The organism is Microcoleus sp. K4-B3 (assembly GCF_036704615.1).
Lineage (GTDB): Bacteria > Cyanobacteriota > Cyanobacteriia > Cyanobacteriales > Microcoleaceae > Microcoleus.
On the sequence record NZ_JAUBSF010000063.1, the window covers coordinates 20208 to 40639 of the forward strand.

At 46.9% G+C, this 20432-nt stretch carries 27 protein-coding genes; 6 read left to right on the plus strand and 21 right to left on the minus strand.

Annotation, left to right across the window (positions count from 1 at the left end; all coding sequences use genetic code 11):
• Nucleotides 1–5: 5 nt before the first annotated feature.
• From secY to rplC, 19 genes are all read right to left on the minus strand, one after another.
• A complete protein-coding gene (secY, locus tag QUA78_RS22665; RefSeq protein WP_172190407.1) occupies nt 6–1310 on the minus strand; it encodes a preprotein translocase subunit SecY in 1305 nt (434 codons plus the stop codon).
• Between the two features lie 102 nt (nt 1311–1412).
• Nucleotides 1413–1859, minus strand: coding sequence for a 50S ribosomal protein L15 (rplO, locus tag QUA78_RS22670; protein WP_006634984.1), 447 nt, complete (start codon nt 1857–1859; stop codon nt 1413–1415).
• Between the two features lie 145 nt (nt 1860–2004).
• A complete protein-coding gene (gene rpsE / locus QUA78_RS22675; protein WP_333306802.1) occupies nt 2005–2550 on the minus strand; it encodes a 30S ribosomal protein S5 in 546 nt (181 codons plus the stop codon).
• A gap of 162 nt (nt 2551–2712) precedes the next feature.
• Complete coding sequence (gene rplR, locus QUA78_RS22680) at nt 2713–3075, minus strand: 50S ribosomal protein L18 (RefSeq protein WP_333306803.1); 363 nt, start codon at nt 3073–3075, stop codon at nt 2713–2715.
• A 2-nt stretch (nt 3076–3077) separates the two neighbouring features.
• Complete coding sequence (gene rplF, locus QUA78_RS22685; RefSeq protein ID WP_172190403.1) at nt 3078–3626, minus strand: 50S ribosomal protein L6; 549 nt, start codon at nt 3624–3626, stop codon at nt 3078–3080.
• Between the two features lie 122 nt (nt 3627–3748).
• Nucleotides 3749–4153 (minus strand): 30S ribosomal protein S8, encoded by a 405-nt coding sequence (rpsH, locus tag QUA78_RS22690; RefSeq protein WP_332978141.1) that lies wholly within the window; start codon nt 4151–4153, stop codon nt 3749–3751.
• A 22-nt stretch (nt 4154–4175) separates the two neighbouring features.
• The gene (gene rplE / locus QUA78_RS22695; protein WP_006634989.1) at nt 4176–4721 is read right to left on the minus strand and encodes a 50S ribosomal protein L5; all 546 of its coding nucleotides are present in this window, start codon (nt 4719–4721) and stop codon (nt 4176–4178) included.
• A gap of 142 nt (nt 4722–4863) precedes the next feature.
• A complete protein-coding gene (gene rplX, locus QUA78_RS22700) occupies nt 4864–5226 on the minus strand; it encodes a 50S ribosomal protein L24 (protein WP_333234752.1) in 363 nt (120 codons plus the stop codon).
• Between the two features lies 1 nt (nt 5227).
• Nucleotides 5228–5596 carry a 50S ribosomal protein L14 gene (gene rplN / locus QUA78_RS22705; protein ID WP_172190401.1) on the minus strand — a complete coding sequence of 123 codons (369 nt, stop codon included), beginning with the start codon at nt 5594–5596 and terminating at the stop codon, nt 5228–5230.
• Between the two features lie 127 nt (nt 5597–5723).
• Complete coding sequence (gene rpsQ, locus QUA78_RS22710) at nt 5724–5972, minus strand: 30S ribosomal protein S17 (protein WP_015178711.1); 249 nt, start codon at nt 5970–5972, stop codon at nt 5724–5726.
• Nucleotides 5973–6039: 67 nt separating this feature from the next.
• Nucleotides 6040–6321 carry a 50S ribosomal protein L29 gene (rpmC, locus tag QUA78_RS22715; protein WP_333399027.1) on the minus strand — a complete coding sequence of 94 codons (282 nt, stop codon included), beginning with the start codon at nt 6319–6321 and terminating at the stop codon, nt 6040–6042.
• 158 nt (nt 6322–6479) lie between these two features.
• On the minus strand, nt 6480–6899 hold the full coding sequence (rplP, locus tag QUA78_RS22720) for a 50S ribosomal protein L16 (protein WP_333399028.1): 420 nt from the start codon (nt 6897–6899) through the stop codon (nt 6480–6482).
• Between the two features lie 114 nt (nt 6900–7013).
• Nucleotides 7014–7742, minus strand: coding sequence for a 30S ribosomal protein S3 (gene rpsC / locus QUA78_RS22725; RefSeq protein ID WP_172190398.1), 729 nt, complete (start codon nt 7740–7742; stop codon nt 7014–7016).
• 111 nt (nt 7743–7853) lie between these two features.
• Nucleotides 7854–8213, minus strand: a complete 360-nt coding sequence (gene rplV, locus QUA78_RS22730; protein WP_172190397.1) for a 50S ribosomal protein L22 — start codon at nt 8211–8213, stop codon at nt 7854–7856.
• Between the two features lie 96 nt (nt 8214–8309).
• Nucleotides 8310–8591 carry a 30S ribosomal protein S19 gene (gene rpsS / locus QUA78_RS22735; protein WP_332978146.1) on the minus strand — a complete coding sequence of 94 codons (282 nt, stop codon included), beginning with the start codon at nt 8589–8591 and terminating at the stop codon, nt 8310–8312.
• A 93-nt stretch (nt 8592–8684) separates the two neighbouring features.
• Entirely contained in the window at nt 8685–9548 is an 864-nt protein-coding gene (gene rplB / locus QUA78_RS22740) for a 50S ribosomal protein L2 (protein WP_006634998.1), read from the minus strand.
• 175 nt (nt 9549–9723) lie between these two features.
• Nucleotides 9724–10032 (minus strand): 50S ribosomal protein L23, encoded by a 309-nt coding sequence (locus QUA78_RS22745; RefSeq protein WP_006634999.1) that lies wholly within the window; start codon nt 10030–10032, stop codon nt 9724–9726.
• Nucleotides 10025–10657 (minus strand): 50S ribosomal protein L4, encoded by a 633-nt coding sequence (rplD, locus tag QUA78_RS22750; protein ID WP_333399029.1) that lies wholly within the window; start codon nt 10655–10657, stop codon nt 10025–10027. The genes QUA78_RS22745 and rplD overlap by 8 nt, the downstream gene beginning before the upstream one ends.
• Before the next feature lie 190 nt (nt 10658–10847).
• Nucleotides 10848–11483 (minus strand): 50S ribosomal protein L3, encoded by a 636-nt coding sequence (rplC, locus tag QUA78_RS22755; RefSeq protein WP_333399030.1) that lies wholly within the window; start codon nt 11481–11483, stop codon nt 10848–10850.
• 432 nt (nt 11484–11915) lie between these two features.
• On the opposite strand from rplC, the gene QUA78_RS22760 reads away from it, so the two are divergent.
• The 3 genes from QUA78_RS22760 (at nt 11916) to QUA78_RS22770 (ending at nt 13675) form a co-directional block, all read left to right on the plus strand.
• A complete protein-coding gene (locus QUA78_RS22760) occupies nt 11916–12392 on the plus strand; it encodes an NAD(P)H-quinone oxidoreductase subunit N (RefSeq protein ID WP_333306152.1) in 477 nt (158 codons plus the stop codon).
• A 118-nt stretch (nt 12393–12510) separates the two neighbouring features.
• Nucleotides 12511–13116: a VWA domain-containing protein gene (locus tag QUA78_RS22765; protein ID WP_333306150.1), complete on the plus strand. Its 606-nt coding sequence runs from the start codon at nt 12511–12513 to the stop codon at nt 13114–13116.
• Nucleotides 13117–13189: 73 nt separating this feature from the next.
• Nucleotides 13190–13675 carry a salt stress protein, Slr1339 family gene (locus tag QUA78_RS22770; protein WP_333306148.1) on the plus strand — a complete coding sequence of 162 codons (486 nt, stop codon included), beginning with the start codon at nt 13190–13192 and terminating at the stop codon, nt 13673–13675.
• A 357-nt stretch (nt 13676–14032) separates the two neighbouring features.
• Here QUA78_RS22770 and QUA78_RS22775 read toward each other — a convergent pair whose 3' ends face one another.
• A complete protein-coding gene (locus QUA78_RS22775) occupies nt 14033–14212 on the minus strand; it encodes a hypothetical protein (protein WP_333306146.1) in 180 nt (59 codons plus the stop codon).
• Between the two features lie 527 nt (nt 14213–14739).
• Between QUA78_RS22775 and QUA78_RS22780 the strand changes: the two genes are divergently transcribed.
• From QUA78_RS22780 to QUA78_RS22790, 3 genes are all read left to right on the plus strand, one after another.
• Nucleotides 14740–15660 carry a PA14 domain-containing protein gene (locus QUA78_RS22780; RefSeq protein ID WP_333306144.1) on the plus strand — a complete coding sequence of 307 codons (921 nt, stop codon included), beginning with the start codon at nt 14740–14742 and terminating at the stop codon, nt 15658–15660.
• Between the two features lie 127 nt (nt 15661–15787).
• On the plus strand, nt 15788–17038 hold the full coding sequence (locus QUA78_RS22785) for a PA14 domain-containing protein (protein WP_333306142.1): 1251 nt from the start codon (nt 15788–15790) through the stop codon (nt 17036–17038).
• A 53-nt stretch (nt 17039–17091) separates the two neighbouring features.
• Nucleotides 17092–18375 carry a PA14 domain-containing protein gene (locus tag QUA78_RS22790; RefSeq protein ID WP_333306140.1) on the plus strand — a complete coding sequence of 428 codons (1284 nt, stop codon included), beginning with the start codon at nt 17092–17094 and terminating at the stop codon, nt 18373–18375.
• 597 nt (nt 18376–18972) lie between these two features.
• On the opposite strand, the gene QUA78_RS22795 is transcribed toward QUA78_RS22790, so the two are convergent.
• A complete protein-coding gene (locus QUA78_RS22795; RefSeq protein WP_333306138.1) occupies nt 18973–20307 on the minus strand; it encodes an AAA-like domain-containing protein in 1335 nt (444 codons plus the stop codon).
• Nucleotides 20308–20432: the final 125 nt, after the last annotated feature.

A 20432-nucleotide genomic window follows, 5' to 3' on the forward strand; every position in this document is an offset into this window, starting at 1 on the left:
TGCGATTACTTCACCATTCCTTCATATCGTTGGGAGATGACGTAAGTTTGAATTTGCTTAGCAGTTTCGATCGCGACACCTACTAGAATCAGTAGGGAAGTTGCGCCAAAACCTCTAAAAGTTTGAACTCCGATCGCGCTTTCCACAGCAGTTGGTACAATGGCCACCAGACCGAGAAATATCGCTCCCAAGAAAGTCAAACGGTTCAAAACCTTCTCCACATAATCGCTGGTTTTCTGACCCGGACGAATTCCAGGAATGCTGGCACCCATTTTCTTCAAGTTCTGAGACATATCTACGGGGTTGACAATCAACGAAGCGTAGAAATAGCTGAAAAACAGAATCAAAGTCAGATAAAACAGCGCGTAAGCCCAAGGCGCCGGCCCGTTCGGACTCAAAACATTAGCAACTTGAACCAAAAACGGGTTATTGAGAGACTGAGCTAGGAAAGAAGGCACAATCAAAACCGAAGATGCAAAAATAATCGGCATCACTCCGCCTTGATTCAAGCGCAGGGGCAGATAGCTCCGGCTCTCCCGATAAACTTTGCGGCCGACTTGGCGGCGGGCCGAAATAATCGGAATGCGACGAGTACCTTCCTGAACAAAAACAATCCCGACAATCGTCACCAAAAAGACCAGCAGCAGAACTACTACACGGCCGACAACTTGCGTGTCCCCACTTTGAGCCAATTCAAAAGTTTGTCCCAAAGAGCGCGGCAATACCGACACAATATTGATAAAAATCAGCAGCGACGCTCCGTTCCCGATACCTCGCTCCGTCACCACTTCCGATATCCACATCACAAACATTGAGCCGGCCGTCAGGGCCAAAGCAGTTTGTGCTATGAATAAAGGCGCTGGAGCTTGAGCAAAAGGGCTGACCCAAATCGCAATGCCAACGCTTTGCAAAATTGCCCAGCCCAAAGAAACGTAGCGAGTAATTTGAGAAATCTTGCGTCGCCCTGCTTCTCCTTCATTTTTCTGCAAGTCTTCTAAACTTGGCAGAGCCGCAGTTAGAAGCTGCACAATAATTGAAGCATTAATGTAGGGTAAAATCCCCAGCGCGAAAATCCCCAAAGCTGACAAGCCACCTCCTGAGAACAAATCCAAAAAGCCAATTAAAGGGCTATTTTGGACGTTTTGGGCAAAGGCGACTCGATCGATGCCGGGGACTGGCAAGTGAACACCCAGGCGTACTAAAATCAGTAAGCCAATGGTTACGAGGATGCGGCCTCGCAAACCAGCAGCTTGAGCCATCTGCATGAACGTCTCTTGTGCAGTTGGCGCTTTCTCTCTACTAACGTCCATAGTTACGATTTTGGATTTTAGATTTGGGATTTTCGACTAAATCATTTTCTGATAGCAAGCTTGAGGATTTGAGATTTGGACAGACTCTCAAACCTCAAATCTTTACGCAACTAATTCGCAACTTCCGCCGGCGGCTTCAATTTTGGTGCGAGCACCTGCAGTAAAAGCCGAGGCCCGCACTTGCAAAGGCACATTCAGTTCGCCATCTCCTAAGATTTTCAGCGGCCCGTCGTCTGTGGTGACAATTTTTGCTTGGATCAAAGAGGTGAGAGTAACTTCTGTGTTTGCTGGCAGCGATGCTAATTTACTTACATTAATGGTAGTGTACTCTTTGCGGTTCACTAAAGGGAAGCTTTTCAGCTTAGGCAGGCGGCGGTAAAGGGGATTTTGACCACCTTCAAAACCGGGTCTAGTGCCGCTACCGGCTCTAGATTTTTGACCGCGCATCCCTTTGCCGGAGCTCGCGCCTTGACCGGCAGAAATACCTCTGCCCAAGCGTCGGGGGCGCTTTTGGGAGCCTGCTTTGGGTCGGGCGTCTTGCAATCTCATAGTTTTAGTAATTGGTAATTGGTAATTGGTATTTAGAGAGCGGGTACGCAGTAGTTTTGAGTGCGTGAGTTTTGAGTTGCGGATTTTTTTATTTTCCACGCAAGCACTTAACACTCAAAACTTACAGTTTCCCATTCTCTATGCCCTAACCGTAGAGGTTTTCTACTGGAATTCCGCGTTCTTGAGCAACTTCGGACAAGGTGCGGAGGGTGGAGAGGGCATTGACTGCTGCTCGGGCGTTGTTTAAGGGATTTCCGGAACCTAGCTGTTTGGCTAAGATGTTGCGGACTCCTGCTAGTTCGAGAACAGTTCGCACTGCTCCCCCTGCAATTACCCCTGTTCCGGGTGCTGCCGGACGCATCATGACTTTGGCTCCGCCGCCTGCACCGTTGATGGGGTGAGGGATGGAGTTAGCTTTGGTGAGGGGAACTTCAATTAGGTGCTTTTTGCCGTCAGCGACGCCTTTTTTAACGGCACCGATTACGTCGCTAGCTTTGCCGACTCCCACTCCAACTTGACCGCGTTCGTTACCGATAATGACTATGGCGCGGAAGCTAAGTTTTTTACCACCTTTGACTACTTTAGTAACGCGCCGGATCTGAACGACCCGCTCTTGCCATTCGGATTCTTTTTCGCGTGTTTTGTTACTGCTGCTTTTTTTCTTGTTGCGCTGTTCTTTTTGTTCTGCCATAGTTTTGTCCTGTGGGAATTAGTAATTGGTGAAAGGCGATCGGCAAGTGGTAATTGTTTGAGTAAAAAGTAAAAATAGAAGAAATCTGGATTTGGCCTTTTCACTTTCAACTTTTGACTTTTTACTTTTTAATTACTCATTACCCGCTACCCATTACCCCCTCTAGAAGTCTAACCCCGCTTCGCGAGCTGCTTCTGCGAGGGCTTTGACGCGACCGTGATAGAGGTTGCCCCCGCGATCGAATACGACTTTGACTATGCCAGCGCTGGAACAGCGTTTGGCAATCAACTGACCGACTTGGGCGCTCGCGGAGCAGTTGCCACCAGAACTGAGAGTTGACTTCAATTCGGGATCGAGAGTTGACGCAGCAGCCAAAGTGTGCTGTGCGGTGTCGTCGATTACTTGAGCGTAGATGTGCTGCTCTGAGCGAAATACCGCTAGTCTGGGACGTTCGGAGGTGCCGAACACCTTGCGCCGCACCCGGCGGTGTCTGCGGTGGACTGATTCTTTGCGAGTAAGCTTCATTGTTACTTCTTACCTGTTTTGCCTGTTTTACCAGCTTTGCGCCGGACGACTTCGCCGCTGTAGCGAATGCCTTTGCCTTTATAGACTTCGGGCGGACGCACCGCGCGGATGCGGGCTGCTGTATTGCCTACGAGTTCTTTGTCAATGCCGGAGACAATGACGTTGGTGTTACCTTCAACTGCCATTGTGATGCCTTCTGGAGGAGGCATTTCAACCGGCTTGCTGTAACCGACGTTTAAAATCAGGTTCCGTCCTTGAACCTGTGCCCGATAACCTGTGCCGATAATTTCGAGGCGCCGCTGAAAACCTTGGGATACACCTTCGACCATGTTGGCGACTAGGGTGCGGCACAAGCCGTGCAGTTGTCTGGCGACGCGAGATTCGTCTCGGCGGGTAACGAGTAAAGTCTCGCCTTCGAGTCCCATGAGGATTTCGGCTGGGATAACTCGGGAAAGTTCACCTTTAGGGCCTTTGACGGCTACTTTTTGACCGTCTAGGGTGATGGTGACTTTATTGGGAATGCTAATCGGACGCTTGCCAATTCGCGACATAGTTTTTTGTCCTTTGTTTTTAGTTATTAGTCCTTGATTATTAGTCTTTAGTTATTAGTCCTTAGTGATTGATTTTGGAGTCTGTTGCCAACGACCAGCGACTAATGACTAATGACTAATGACTACCAAACATAACAAAGCACTTCACCGCCCAAACCTTGGCGTCGAGCTTCTCTATCCGTCATAATGCCGCTGGAGGTAGAAATAATGGCTATGCCAATTCCGCCTAACACTCTGGGCAATTCTTTACGGTTCGAGTAAACGCGCAGTCCTGGTTTGCTGACTCGCTTAAGTGCCGTGATAATGGGCTTGCGAGTTTTACCTTTGTACTTTAGAGAAAGCACTAAATGTCGCTTTATCCCTTCTGGTTCTGCTTCTTCAAATTCGCTGATAAAGCCTTCACTTTTGAGGACTTGCGCGATGCTGCGGGTCATTTTTGTAGCTGGAATTTGCGTTGTTTGGTGGCGCGCCATGCAAGAATTGCGAATGCGCGTCAACATATCTGCTATGGTATCGTTAGCTGCCATCTTTTGCTTCTTACTCTAGTGCTTAGTTGTCCCGGAACGGCATTCCCATTTCTTTAAGCAAGGCGCGTCCTTCTTCGTCGGTGTTTGCTGTGGTGATAATTGAAATGTCCATGCCTCGAATTTGATCGATGCGGTCATATTCTATTTCTGGAAAAATTAGCTGTTCTCTCAGACCCAAGCTGTAGTTGCCGCGCCCGTCAAAGCTTTTGGGGCTGATGCCGCGGAAGTCGCGGATTCGGGGGAGTGCGAGGTTTATCAGCCGATCGAGAAAATCGTACATCCGATCGCCGCGCAGCGTCACCATAACGCCGACGGGTACTCCTTTGCGGATTTTGAAGCCTGCAATCGCTTTTTTCGCCCGCGTCACCACCGGTTTTTGCCCGGTGATGATGCCAATTTCGTTGATCGACGAATCCAGTGCCTTAGCATTTTGAGATGCTTCTCCCAAACCGCGGTTCACGGTGACTTTGACGAGTTTGGGAACCTGATGGATATTAGTATATTTAAACTGATCCATCAGTGTGGGAACGATTTTTCCTTGATAAAGAACCTTGAGTTTGTCCGGCATAGTTTTTGTGTTTGCTTAACTGTCCCTGGGCTTGGTCAGGGAATTGGTCGCTTGTCAGTGGCACCGATGTTAGCTGTTAGTTATGAGTTGAAAAGTCAGTTGTCAGAAGGCGGACTAATGACTGATGACTGATAACCAATCACTATTGATCGATGATTTCTCCGGTTTTTTTGAGCTGTCGCAGTTTCCGACCATCTTCGCTAAATGTATAGCAAACGCGGCTGGCTATTTTCTCTTTTTCGGAATAGTGCATGACATTTGAGCTGTGAATGGGAGCCTCAAACGTGACTATTTTCCCGGACTCTCCCTCTTGCTGGGGCTTGACGTGCTTGGTTCTGATGTTTACACCTTTAACAATTACTTTGCTGACTTTAGGATATGTCTTTAAGATTTCTCCGACTTTTCCTTTCTCTTTGCCAGTAATTATTTGCACGGTGTCGCCTGCTTTGACGTGCATTCTGTAGCGCTGCGGTTCGCTAGTTGGTTTACCCTTTTTTCCGTACATTTTAAAGTACCTCCGGGGCTAAGGAAACGATTTTAGTAAAGTTTTTGTCGCGCAGTTCGCGGGCTACGGGGCCGAAAACCCGAGTGCCTCTGGGGTTGCCGTCTACGTTGATAATAACGGCGGCGTTATCGTCAAAACGAATGCTCATGCCGCTGTCGCGGCGCAGGCCTTTGCGGGTTCTGACAATGACAGCCCGCACGACATCTGATTTTTTGACGGCCATATTGGGGATGGCGTCTTTGACGACGGCAATGATGACATCGCCGACTCCGCCGTAGCGGCGGTTGCCGCCTCCCAATACGCGGATGCACATCAGTTTGCGGGCTCCGCTATTGTCGGCGACATTGAGGTATGTCTGGGGTTGAATCATGGTGATTGGGGAAAAGGTAATTTGATGCTTGCTAACTGCTAACTGCTAATTGCTAATTGATGGTTAATCACAGGGTCGATCGATTGATTTGACGATCGCACACTTCAAAGCAATTAAGAATTAACTGTTAGCCATTTTTTGCACCGAAAATCTCAGCAACCGTCCAGCGTTTGGTTTTGCTCAAAGGGCGAGTTTCAGTGATGCGGACACGATCGCCCGACTTGCACTGATTTTCTTCGTCGTGAGCTTTGTATCGCTTGGTGCGGACTACGATTTTGCCGTATTTGGTGTGGGAGGAGCGGTTTTCGATTGCTACCACGACGGTTTTATCCATCTTGTCGCTGACTACTACGCCAACTCGTTCTTTAATTGCCATACCTACCTATTGTTGTTCTGCAATTGAGTTTTTTTAGCTACTGTGCGAGCCGAGGCTAGGCTGCTGCTTACTCTTGGCTGACTTCTGCGCTTGGAGCCGAATCTGCGGCATCTTTAGCTGCGACTAATTTTTCTGCCGCTTCTGCATCAGCAGCGATTTGGCGCTCGCGTTCAACTGTCATCAATTGAGCGACGCGGTGCTTGGCGTGCTTGAACAGGTGAGGCTTTTCCATGCGGCCGGTAGCTTGCTGGAGCCGCAATTCCATTAGTTGGCGCTTGACGGCTAAAATTTGCTCTGCTAGTGCTGCATCGCTTAATTCTCTAGCTTCTTTAATCTTGGGCAAAGACATAATTGTGTGCTTTCTCGTTAGCGATCGGTCTTTTGAAGACAGAATTGTCTAGATGCTGAATGTCGAAGGAAAGAAAAGTTATGAATGGCAGATTTTAAATTAGCTGTAGCCGTTTAAAATTTTGACCAATGCCGACCTACTTCTACCTTCGATTATCGCTATGACTGGTCTTCTTCGCGGCTGATGAATTTGGTTTTAATTGGTAATTTGAAAGAAGCCAAACGCATTGCTTCGCGCGCAGTTTCTTCAGTTACGCCGCCAATTTCAAACATTACCCGGCCGGGTTTGACGACGGCAACCCAAAACTCAGGTGCGCCTTTACCAGAACCCATCCGGGTTTCTGCTGCGCGCTGGGTGACTGGTTTGTCGGGAAAAATGCGAATCCAGATTTTGCCGCCCCGGCGGATGTAGCGGGTCATGGCGCGGCGTCCGGCTTCTATTTGGCGGGAAGTAATCCAGGCGGGCTCGACGGCTTGGAGCGCGAAGTCGCCAAAGCTAACTGTATTGCCGCGGGTGGCAATACCGCTCATTCGCCCGCGCTGTTGTTTGCGGAATTTCGTTCTTTTAGGGCTTAACATGGCTTTGGGAGTTGGGTAATTGGTAATTGGTAATTGGTAATTGGTGATTGCTAATTGCTAATTGGTTTGGAACAACTCACACTTAACAAGTGACAACTAACAGTTAACAATTAGTTAGCCTTCGTTCGATCGATCTTCAAAGTTCTGGCGGCGGCGCTTTTGTTTAGTCCGGGGCACTGCTGCATTTGGTGCAGCCTCCTGTTCCTGTCCGGGAATAATTTCGCCTTTGAAAACCCAAACTTTAATGCCGAGAATACCGTAGATGGTTTGAGCAGTGCAGTAGGAGTAGTCGATGTCTGCCCGCAGCGTGTGCAAGGGGACTCTTCCTTCGCGCGTCCATTCGGTACGTGCGATTTCTGCGCCGTTGAGGCGTCCGCTGACTTGAATTTTGATGCCTTGGATGCCTACTTTTTGGGCGCGGGTGATTGCTTGGCGGACTACTCGGCGGAAGGATACGCGCCGTTCTAGTTGCTGAGCGATGTATTCTGCGATCAGTGTGGCATCGGCATCTACTCGCTGGACTTCCACGACGTTGATGCGGATTTGGCGGTTGCTGCCGAGTTGCTGCTGCAAACCGACGCGCAAAGTTTCGATGCCTGCGCCGCCGCGGCCCACAACAACGCCCGGTCTGGCGGTGAACACTTCGAGGTCGATTTGATCGGCTTTGCGCTCAATTCTGACTGAGGAAATCCCAGCATTGCTGAGGGTTTTGCGGACGTACTTGCGAATTTTGTAGTCTTCTTGCAAGAGTTCTGGATAGTTTCTGGCGTCAGCAAACCAGCGAGACCGGTGCTCTTGGGTAATGCCGAGGCGGAAACCAATTGGATGTATTTTTTGGCCCATAAAAGTTGATGAGTTAATTGGTAATTGGTAATTGGTAACTGGTAATTGGTAATTGGTGATTACCTGTTTTTTCAACTTTAAGTTGTTTATTACCTATTACGTTTTCCCTGATTAGTTTTCTACGAGCGGAGCCACTACTACGGTAATGTGACAAGTTGGCTTGCGGATTTGGTAGGCGCGACCTTGAGCGCGGGGTCTGAATCGTTTGAGGACTGGGCCTTGGTCTGCGTAAGCTTGAGAAACTACGAGCTTGGCTTTATCCAATCCTGCATTGTGTTCGGCGTTTGCTACTGCCGATCGCAAAACTTTGACGATTGGTTCGCAGGCGCGATAGGGCATGAATTCGAGTAAAATCAGCGCTTCTTGATAGCTTTTGCCGCGAATTTGGTCTAGGACACGGCGCACTTTGAAGGGGGATGTTCTGATGTAACGGGCGATCGCCTTAATTTCGGATGTGGTATCTATAGCCATTTCGATTTTGGTAATTGGTAATTGGTAATTGGGGAAAAGGTAATTGGTAATTGGTAATTTTTTTTCCTACTACCTATTACCTGTCACCTAATTAGGCTATCTTTTTGCCTTTTTATCACCACTTTTAGCGTGACCTCTAAAGGTACGAGTGGGGGAAAATTCTCCTAGTTTGTGACCTACCATTTGGTCTGTGAGGTAGACTGGTACGTGCTGTCTGCCGTTGTGAACGGCGATGGTGTGGCCTACCATTTGGGGCAGGATTGTGGAAGCTCGCGACCAAGTTTTAATTACTTGTTTTTGGCCTGCGGCGTTGAGTTTTTCGATTTTTGTCATCAGATGATCTGCGACAAACGGGCCTTTTTTTAGCGATCGAGACATGGTTTTTCCAATGAGTTCAGTTGTCAGTTGTTAGTTGTCAGTTAGCAGTTGTCATCAGTCAAAAGATACAAACTAATGACTAATGACTAATGACTAACTTTGTCTGCCGCCCTTGCCGCGCTTGGAAGATTTGCGGCGGCGCCGGACGATTAAAGCGTCGCTGCGCTTGTTTTTGCGTCGAGTTTTTGCACCCAATGCTGGTTTTCCCCAAGGAGTGACAGGCCCCGGACGTCCGATGGGAGCCCTGCCTTCGCCACCGCCGTGCGGGTGGTCTACGGGGTTCATGACGCTACCGCGAACGGTGGGTCTGCGACCTTTCCATCGGGTGCGGCCGGCTTTACCGAGGCTGAGGTTTCTGGCGTCTGTGTTGCCGACTTGACCAATGGTGGCGTAGCAGTCGGCGCGGACTTTGCGCTGTTCGCCGGAGGGGAGTTTGAGGGTAACATAGCTACCTTCTTTTGCCATTAGCTGAGCGCTGGAGCCTGCGGAACGGACGATTTGCCCGCCTTTACCTGGTACTAGCTCGACGTTGTGAATGCTGGTACCGAGGGGAATGTTCTTCAGGGGCAGGGCGTTGCCGATTTCGATCGGCGCGTCCGGGCCTGAGACAATTACTGTACCGACGTTTAAGTTGAGCGGGTGCAGGATGTACCGTTTTTCGCCGTCTTTGTAGAACAGGAGGGCGATGCGGGCGTTGCGATTGGGGTCGTATTCGATCGCCTTGACGGTAGCGGGAATGCTGTGTTTGTCGCGGCGGAAGTCGATGTCTCTATACAGCCGTTTGTGACCGCCTCCCCGGTGGCGACAGGTAATGACGCCTCGGTTGTTGCGGCCTTGTTTGGTGTGCTTGTTGCTGGTTAGAGACTTTTCAGGCTCTGATCTGGTAATTTCAGCGAAGTCCGAGACGGTCTGTTCCCGGGTGCTGGAGGTATAAGGTCGGTAAGAACGGATGCCCATAATCGATCTATTTTAGATTTTGGATTTTGGATTTTGGATTTGACGTTTATCGATTTTAGATTTTAGGTTGAAGATTGGCGATCTTTGGTTAACTTACGAGTTTTCTGGTTCGAGAATTTCCACCAGTTAACCGCAATTTAAAATCTAAAATCTAAAATCTAAAATCCAAAATCGTCTAGACTTCTGGGAATAAGAGTTTGCGGATCGAGTCTCCGTCCGTCAGAGTTACGGTTGCTCGCTTGTAACAAGGTTTAAAGCCGACGAATTTGCCAACTCGACGCTTTTTGCGCGGCGGGTTTTGGGTGTTGACGCCGATGACTTTAACCTTAAAGAGTTCTTCGATTGCAGCTTTGATTTGAGGCTTGGTCGCTTTGGGAGCTACGTCGAATGTGAATTGATTTAATTCCATCATTCGGGTAGCTTTCTCGGTGAGAATCGGACGCTGGATCAAATCTGCGTAGTCGCGGGGGTCGATTTTACTCACCGTAAATCTCCTGAATTTTAGCTATGGCTGTAGATGTGACGATAATTTTGTCAGCCGCCAGAACGTCGTAAACATTCAGGGAAGTTGCCAAGATGACGTTTACTAATTCGATGTTGCGTCCTGATAAGTAGACGTTTAGTTGCGGTTCTGGCAGGATTAACAGAACTTTTGTATCGGGTTCGATGCCCCAGCGAGCGATCGCACTCAGCAATTCTTTGCTTTTCGGTCTCGGAAATTGCTCTGCAAATTCTTCAACCACAATTATGTCTTCGGTGCGACTTTGGAATGCTGTCCGCAAAGCGAGACGGCGTTCCTTTTTATTCATTTTGACTTCAAAGTCTCTCGGTTTTGGCCCGAATATGACACCGCCGCCCCGCCACAGCGGAGAACGGATCGAACCTGCTCTGGCTCGGCCGGTGCCTTTTTGACGCCAGGGTTTGCGGCCGCCGCCTCTGACTTCCGATCGAGTTTTGGTGCAAGCATTTCCTTGACGGGCGTTATTCATTTGCCGCGTCAATGCTCTGTGAACGATGTGAGACGCATTTTCTTCTTTGGCTACGCGCAGTTCTAAAGTTGTTTCCCCAACTTCTTCGCCTTGCCAATTTCGCACTACACAGTTAACCATATCTTTTGTCCTTTGTCTGTTGTTAGTTGTCTGTTGTTAGTTTTCTGCTGTCTGTTGTTTGTTGTCTGTTGTCTGTTCTCAGGTCTTAGTTTTCAGCTCTTAGTTTTCAGCTTTTAGTTCTTAGTTATTGCTTGCTACTAACGGCCAACCACTATCTACTGACTGCTGACTACTGACTACTTACTACTGACTAACGTCCTACTTTTTTCTCAGGCACAACATTGACTAAGGCGCCAGCTTTGCCGGGAACTGCTCCTTTAATTAGCAGCAAATTCTGCTCTGTATCCACCCGGATAATTGTTAGTTTGCGGACGGTGACTTGAACGTTGCCCATACGTCCCGCCATTCTTTTCCCGGGATAAACGCGACCGGGAGTAGTTCCAGGCCCGATCGATCCAGGCTCGCGGTGATTTTTGGAACCGTGAGACATGGGGCCTCGTTTAAAGTTGTGGCGCTTTTGGAAGCCTGCAAAACCTTTACCGATGCTCGTACCGATGACATCTACTATTTGTCCGGCTGCAAAAGTATCGGCTTTCAGTTGTTGGCCTAATTCAAAGGAACTGGTATCTTCCAATCGGTATTCCTGCAAGTGGCGCAATGGTGTCGCTGCCGACTTCGCGAGGTGTCCCAATTCTGGCTTGTTGAGAGCCTTCGGCTTAACATCGCCGTATCCGACTTGAACGGCACCGTAGCCGTCAGTTTGTTTTGTTTTGATTTGAGTTACTGTACAAGGCCCTGCTTGTATGACGGTGACGGGGATGGCTCTCCCTTCGGCGTCAAACACTTGAGTCATGCCTAGTTTAGTGCCAAGAATGCCTACAGACACGGATTTTTTTCCTTTTATTTACGCAAGAGGTTTCGGATTGCGAAATTTACGTCAATCCGCTTGCTCTTGTGCAGAAACATTTATTTCATTGTTCCTGCAATTAACTGTTATCAACCAACAGCTTTCCTCGGTGTTTAAAATTTGAGTTTTAAATTTGGGAGCGAGCTTGTGGAAGTCTTGCAAGGGTTGAGATTCGCGGCTTTTTACCTGTTCGATCTCCGAGTTCGATCTCGGTCTTGCTTGTTTGTGCCAGGACTTGAGCAGCAAGCTACTCAGTATCCTTTTACGGCGACAATTCACTATAGTACATGAAGTGTTTGCCGTTTGTCAAGGCCGCGAAGATAACTTTTCGCCTCAGAAGCGAGGATTTATAATATCTCAAGCTCGCAAGCAGCGATCGACCAAATTTAAGATAGCAGGCAAGACAAATTTATGGGACTGATTACGACGGGCAAGGATGTGATTCGGGATTTGGAAAAGTCGGGGTCGCTGGCCCTGTACGTTCCTTTAGAGGGAGGATTTGAGGGGCGCTACCTGCGGCGGCTGAGAGCTGCGGGCTACGGTGCGCACACGATTACGGCGCGGGGTTTGGGAGATTTGGCGATGTATTTGACCGGGGTTCACGGGGTGCGGCCGCCGCATTTGGGCAAGAAAACTACTGGCAACGAAGCGGCTGTGGGTTATACATACTACGTGCCGCCGATTTTGCAAACTCAATTAGACAATTTGCGGCCGAAAGCAAAAGGACTGGTGCTGTGGATTATTGAAGGGCAAATTTTGTCGAGTCAGGAGATTGAGTATTTGACTGTTTTGCCGACGTTAGAACCGCGAGTTAAAATAGCAGTGGAGATGGGGGGCGATCGAGCTTTTAGCTGGAAGCCACTTAAAGATGCTTTAGTGCCAGCTTAAATTCCGGTATTTGCGATCGCAAATCAACTAAAAAACGCAGCGAGCAACTAAAGCTCAACAGCTTCTGCTCGCTGGTTTTGATTTTTTTGGGAAAAACTTAATTAACAGGAAAAATCTTATGCTTCAGAACCGCGATTATACAATCATCATTGACAAAAGCGGCAGTATGTACACGAAAGACCAGATGGGCGGGAAAAGTCGGTGGGCGCTCATGCAAGAATCGACCATCGCATTGGCGAATAGATGCGAAGAACTCGACCCGGATGGCATAACAGTTTATTTGTTTTCCGGTCGCTTCAAGCGCTACGACAACGTAACATCCGCTAAAGTCGTGCAAATTTTCCAAGAAAACGAACCTTCTGGAACTACGAATTTAGCGCTCGTTCTGCAAGACGCTCTGAACAGTTTTTTTCAGCGCAAAGCATCCGGTAAGACCAAGCAAAATGGGGAAACAATATTAGTGGTGACGGACGGGGAACCGGACGATCGCAAAGAAGTGATGAAAACGATTATAGAGGCTTCGCGGAAGCTCGATCGAGATGAAGAGTTGGCGATTTCTTTCATTCAAGTAGGGAATGCGCCGGAAGCTACTAAGTTTCTCAAGATATTGGATGACGAACTGCAAAGCGCTGGGGCTAAATTCGATATCGTTGATACTGTCACGATGGATGATATTGAAGGAATGACCCTGACGGAGGTATTGCTGAATGCAATAACTGATTGAGGAGGCGGGCGAAGTTTCCGTGATTGTATTGGGGTCAGTTGGCCCAGCAGCATTTTTTAGGGGGGTTTAAGTTATGGAATCGATCGATCGCCTGTTAGGTGAACTTAAGGCAGAGTATCAAGCATCTCAAAAAATTGCTGAGTTGAAAAGTCAGGCGTCGGTGCAAGCACAAGCGCCGTCAAATCCAACATTTAAAACATCAGATATAAATTTGTATGCTAGTCCTTTGGATAAGGATTTAGCTCAAATTAAGGCTGAGTACGAAGCGCAAAATAAAGCTCAGGAAGCAGCTTCACTTGAACCGCTTAAGGCTGAGTACGAAGCCCAAAATAAAGCTCAGGAAGTGGCTTCACTTGAACCGCGGCCAGCAGAAAAAGTCGCGGGGCCGCAGTTGGAGGTACAAACGCACAGACAGAAAGTTAGGCAAGCTCAGGTTTGGCTGAAAAAATTGGATAAGAATTCCGATGAGGGATATTGGTTCGATCAGTTTGCTTTTAAGTATTCTTCGAGGATAGATGCAGCGATCGACTATTTGCAAGCTGTGAATGAGTTTGATTGACCGATCGAACTTTCCAATCCAAGACCCCAAATACAGCAGATTCCAGGTTTATGAAACACAGTAGCTGACAAATCCAAACTGTTTACTGCCATCGCCAATACTGAACGTATACTCCAAGCGACAAGGTGGTTCAAAAGTGATTGTTTTTTGTAAACGTCCTTCTGTCATTGCAGAGCGAGCGATCGCGCCGCGACTCCGCAGGAGTTTCGCCCTTCTCCACTGCTGTATTAGTTTTCAAATAATCCCGCACCAGACCGCAACCATAAGAGGATGTAGTTCTCTTCCCCCTCCGACTCGAACTAGGCTTTTTTGTCTTTGGCTCCCCTCAATTTTCGATGGCTGAATGTTGGGCTTGAATCATGAGGACGGTGGAATGCTGGAATTTTTGCTAGTTTTTTTGGGAGATGGCTCTGGCTTTGGTTTTGGTTCGTAGGTGGCTAATGTGGCGCTGAGTTTTTGGATTTTCTCCCATAGCTCTACTATCAAGGCTTCTTTTGCCTCGTTCGATAGTTGTTTTAAGTCGGGAAGTTTTTCCATTCCTTTATCTAATGTCTATCTCGTCTTCTTGTCAAGGGGGTTGAGCAATTACAATGTATGCTTAACTGTCTTAAGTGTCTTTATGAGTTCTTTAACTGTCTTAAGTGTCCTTGCATTCTCATAAAAATTCTGAAATATTAAAAGCATGAAAGGAATTTACTCATAAGGCAAGCAACCCAGCACTTGTGCAGGAGAGATGAAGTCCACTATATTTTCGGAGTTTCAATCATGGTAACCACACCTCTACCAAATCAGACCTCAACTAATGGGGTGACCGCCGGGTATCTCGGTGGCTACCCTGAATCAACCATTGAACCTTAATCCTGTCCCAATGGCAGTTAATCCTGGCGCTCATTGAGTACTTTAGTTGCAAATAATCCTGGCTCAAAACGAGCCTGTTTGCAGGTCGAAGTGTTTTTTATTGCTGGCTCCTACAGCTAGCGAACAATTACGCGCAGATAAGCTTGCCAATTGTTTGTCACAACTTATCGACAAAAATAACGATGTGTCATTAAGGAGAAACCACCATGTCTGGTTTAGAAGCTTCGTTTTACAATAACATCGACTTGAGCGGTACTCCAGTACTGACTCGTGTTGACCCAGTGGTTGACTATAATTGGAAAACCGGATCTCCTGGTAGCGGCGTGAACTCAGATGGATTTTCTGGACGCTGGACTGGTTCAATTAACTTTCCAAAAGCTGGCGAGTATAAGTTTATTACTGATACCAATAAAAGTGATGATGGTGTCCGCTTGTGGATTGACGATAAACTGATCATCGATAACTGGGATGGCCGCCTTGACACAGTAACCAGTCTTCCTACCAAATTTGAAGCTAATAAGGATTATGCCTTCAAGCTGGAATTCTTCGACAAGAGCGGAGGGGCTAGAGTCTCATTATCCTGGTATACCGATGGTGTGGATGAAGATATTGTTCCATCCAGTGCGTTTAAACCAACCCCACCTCCACCACCACCTGTTCCACCCACTGCTAATACTGGCCCCGGCACACCAGTAAATCTAGCAGGTCGAAGCGTGTATTTGTATGCGGATAACAGGTGGAATGTGTATTGTAAAGCCCTATGGACGGCACCTGTTATTACAAACTTCTGGCCGTTTTCGATTCTACCCCTCTACCGCAGAATCCATATACAGTCTGCGGGTGGTAACAAGGTATTTCTAAATATCTGTCATTTGTTCCCTGGAGTTTTCATGCACGTACTGGGTAACAACTATGTTTGGGGTTCAAGAGGATATCTTGTTTTAACAACTAGACAGTGGTCATACGGTACTACTGGTGAGTTTGAACTGTTTACGTTGAGCAACGGCAAGCTGATTATTAAGGCGCATAACGGTCTCTATTTAGCTCGCGTCGGAATAAATCTTGTGGCGAAAGTACCAGAAAGTCAGGTTGCGTCAGACCCTACAGCTCAATTTACTTGGCGATGATAGTTGCCACTCATTGCTGTTCGCGATTGAATGACATCAACATTGCAGGGATGTCAGAGGCTATGGATACTGCACAGGTATCAAGCATTATCAAAACACGACTTTAGTTGAGGCAAAGGAAACTCTTATGTCTGGTTTAAAAGGCTACTATTTCAACAACACCACGTTACAGAAACCTTCAGCCCATCTCCGCACTGACCCGAAAATCGGATTTAGTTGGCTAAAAGAACCCGCTCCTACTGTTAACCCTGATGGGTTTTCTGTACGCTGGAAAGGTATGCTAAATCCTCCGGTAGATGGAGATTACACCTTTTGCACCAGTTCAGATGATGGTGTGCGATTGTGGGTTGATGATCAATTAATTATCGATAATTGGAATTCCCACTCTCTTACAACAGACGTAAGCAAACCCGTCAAATTGTCTGAAGGAGCCAAGTATCCGATTACCCTTGAGTTCTATGACCAAACTGGACGTGCTGTCATCGATTTGTTCTGGTCATATCCTGGTCAGGATGAAGACCTTATTCCCTCAGAAGCATTTACCGCTACCAAAAATTACAAAGTATCTGTAGTTACAGCAAATCAGCCAAATCCAGGTGCAGAAACCAACGCTAACGTCTACCTCACTCTTAATGGCACTCTAGGGGTTAGTGCAGAAAACTATCTTGAAGGAAGTTTTCCCACTGGCTCAACACGCGATTTTGACATTGACTCTACAGACTTGGGCAATCTCGAAAGTGTCCACGTCCGTCACGACAATTCAAATGAAGCGCCTGCTTGGCTCCTGGATAAAGTGACTGTTAAGGATGAAGAGACGGGTCAGGAGTGGGTCTTCTCTTGTGGCAAATGGATTGCGAATAATGAGCAAGTAGATCCAGAGAAAAAACTGGGTCGTACCCTGCGTCCAGGGGACAGCAGTGAGCCGAAAGGTCTACGCAACGGTCAGATTATTGGCTTAAAGGCCGATAATGGTGTGTACCTCGCTCGTACAAATTCTCTCAAACAAGCTGTAGTTGCTAGAGTACCAGCAGCCAACCTTATAAACGACCCATCTACTCATTTTGAAGTAGTCAAGTTAGACGGTAATAAAGTCGCCCTCAAAGCTGATAATGGTCTGTTCGTAGCTTATCAGGAAGATCAAGCAGGTACTCCTCCCTACCGTTCTGCTGTAGCCAAACTTTCGACAGTAACACAAGCAGCTCAGTTTGAGGTGATCGTTTTAGATGGTAACAAGATTGCCTTAAAGGCCGTTAACGAACTTTACCTAGCGCGTACTCAACGTCTTGATGAATTTAATGATGTCCTAGTGGCCAGAGTCCGGGAGTCTAGCTACGCCAGTGAACCAAAAGCCCAGTTTGAAGTGACCGTCATTAAGTAGTTGACCGCTCGCTATCAAAACATGACTGTACTTGACTTGAAGCAAAGGAGACCATGATGTCTGGTTTAAAAGGTTACTATTTCAACAACAACACGTTACTAGACCCCTCGGTTCTTGTCCGCACTGACCCGAAAATCGAATTTACTTGGGCAGGAACAGATAAACCCGCACCGGGTGTAAATAACGCATTTTCTGCACGTTGGAAAGGTGTGCTAATTCCTCCCGTGAGTGGAGACTACACTTTTTACACTTCCTCTGATGACGGTGTTCGCTTGTTTGTTAATAACCAATTGCTCATTGAAAATTGGACGGCACACGGCGCTACAAAAGACAAAAGCGATCATCCCATCACGTTGAGAAAGGGGCGCAAGTATCCTATTATCCTGGAGTACTACAACCAGGGCGGGCCTGGTGAGATCAAATTATCTTGGTCTTATCCTGGTAAGGAAGAAGAAATCATCCCCACTCAGGCATTGCTCCCTACTAAAAATTACAAGGTAACTGTCGTTACAGGGGATAAGGAAAATGCAGCAACCGACGCTAACGTCTATCTTACTATTGATGGCACACTAGGTGTCAGCGCAGAAAATCATCTGACCGGAAGTTTTCCGCTTGGCTCAACCCGCTACTTTGACATCGAATATACAGACTTGGGCAATCTCGAAAGTGTCCACGTCCGTCACGACAATCAAAATGATGCGCCTGCCTGGTTCTTGGAAAAAGTGATTGTCAAGGATGAAGAGACGGGTCAGGAGTGGGTCTTTCTTTGTGGTAAATGGATTGCGAATAATGAGGCAGTAGATCCAGAGAAAAAACTGGGTCGCACCCTTTATCCAGAGCCAAGCACTCAGCCGCAAGAGCAAGGTTTACAAACTGGTCGAATTATTGGCTTAAAAGCTGATAATGGTTTGTACTTGGCTCGTATAGATGCTGTTAAACAAGCTGTGATTGCCAAAGTAGCAGCTACCAACTTCAACAGCGACCCCACAACTCATTTTGAAGTCGTTAAGTTAGACGGTAATAAGATTGCTCTCAAGGCTAATAACGGTCTGTTCGTAGCTTATAAACAAGAGCAAACGGCTGAACCTCCCTACCGTTCTGCGGTAGCTAGTCTGTCAACAGCATCAGAAGCCGCTCAGTTTGAGGTGGTCATCTTAGATGGTGGGAAGATTGCCATAACTGGTAGTAAGATTGCTTTAAAATCCATTATTAATTCGCAATACCTAGCCCGTACTCAGCGTACTGATAACTACAATGATGTTGTAGTGGCAAGAATTCGTGAGGATCAGTACGCCAGTGAGCCAAAAGCCCAGTTTGAACTGACTTTTATCAAGTAGTTACTCCCTTCCCGCCAGAAGATTATCTATTCTCTGAAGGACTAAAGAGCGATCTGCGCTTCTATGCGAGACGCTACGCGAACGCAGCAGCGCTAGGCTAACGCCTCGCTGCGCTAACGCTAACGCTATCGCTAATACCTCAGTTGCGGAGAAACCTGAGTAATAATACTTAAGGCGTTCCGCGAAGTGCGATCGCTTCACTGCTTGATCGATCTTGTTAATCCTTGACTCAGATCTTGCACCGATAAAGTTGAATGTATATTCCGTAACTAAGTGCAAGAGGACGCATTCATTTAAGCTCGAGTAAAAAAAGGAACACCAGCAATTGCGGCAAGATAGCTTAGAGTGCGAGTTGGGGACTAGACTACGTAATCTCACGGTTAGTAAAGTTATCTTAGCTCCTCTTGCCTACTGAGAGCAATTTTTGTTTTAGTGTTCTTTTCTTACACCAATTATTTGCTCCTTAAGTGTTTCTCCTGATAGGTGCAAGATCTGAGTTGACCGATAATGGCTCTTCCGTTCATAAACGAAAAATGCGTAATCTTTTAGATGCTCAATTGAGTGAGCTTTATCAAAGTATCAAAATTTTCCGTAATCTTAAATAGTATCACTTGCCAATAGTTGTTTTGCAAAATAGGCGCGGTAGAGTTCGCAACGGGGTAAAATGCGATCGCCCTTAAAGCCAATTAATCCCAAACTTTCAAGTTTATAAGCCTCAATAGGATTAAGACACATCGCTTTCTTTGCCTTGACTACTTCAGCATAAGTCTTAGCCAAATCAGGATTTTCTTGCAGTTTTATCCAGTGTCGCCATAAATGATAACGGTAAATGCCACCGTTGGCTAGAGCCTCCTGTATCAGTTCTTCTAAAGTCATCTCCTGACAGCAAATATGATACAGAGCAATCCGAATCAGTGATGGATGGCCTCCCACAAGTGATATCAGTTGGGCAGACTCCTTACCAGTACTCCAGTCTAGCCCGTGTCGCTTGGCTAAGTCTTCTACCTGTTGCTGAGTAAATTCTGGAAGACGGATAGGTAGCCCAATATTGAACGGGGAGCGGTTGATATTTAGGGTGGCATACTCTTCTGTAGAGTAAACCACTACTATCCGAAGCTTTTGCCAATTAGGATTTTGTCGTGCTGACTCGCACCACGAACGCAACAAGGCAAAGAAGTCACTAGCAATCTGAGGATATTCAAAAAAGCGATCGACTTCGTTTAACACCAGAACCACTGGACTTTGAATCTGCTTGAGCAAATAGTCCTGCAAGTAAAAGCTACAATTCAAATTACAACCAACTTCCTCATCCCATATATCATTCAGGTTGGGGTCAATGCCTAATTCTGTTGCAATTTGCCAGCAAAAATTACGCAAAAGCTTATTTAAGTCAGTTAGACAATCAGAATCTATCTGGTAGCAATTTAGATTTACTGTGCGATACCCTTGCTTTTGTGCAAAGGCACAGAGTCGCAGCACAAGAGAACTCTTACCCATCTGTTTGGGGGAGCGAATCCGAATCATACAGCCAGGTTGATGTACCTCTTGATAAACCAGTTCCTCAATTGGGGGACGTTCGATATAGAAGGGAGAATCCAAAGGTACGGGTCCATCCGGGTATGACCAGAGATTTTCAACTTGGTCAGGCTGTTCGTTAACAAATGAGTTTACGGATAAAGACTCAGACAAATTTACTTCTTCTGTATCTAAATTCAACGAGAGCGCATGAGAAGTTTCAGTATTGTCCGCTTCACTTAGTATTGCATAGTCTTCATTGCGTAATTCCAAGTTAAAAGTGCTGAAGCACAATTTCAGAGTTTTTTGGTCTACACCTGTATCCAACGACCACAATCGGCTCAGTGTTTTGCTAGAAATATTCATGCGCCAGCCTAGTTCGTCGAGAGTAAAGCGATCGCCATTGTTTTCTGCCATCTCCACAGAAATAATTGCTGACTGTAACCGTTTAAGTCCTATAGGAGTTAAGCTGCTACGCAGCTAAACCGGATAAAATAGCATTGCCTTTATTTTTGATTTTTCGATCCCATTTAATAACCATT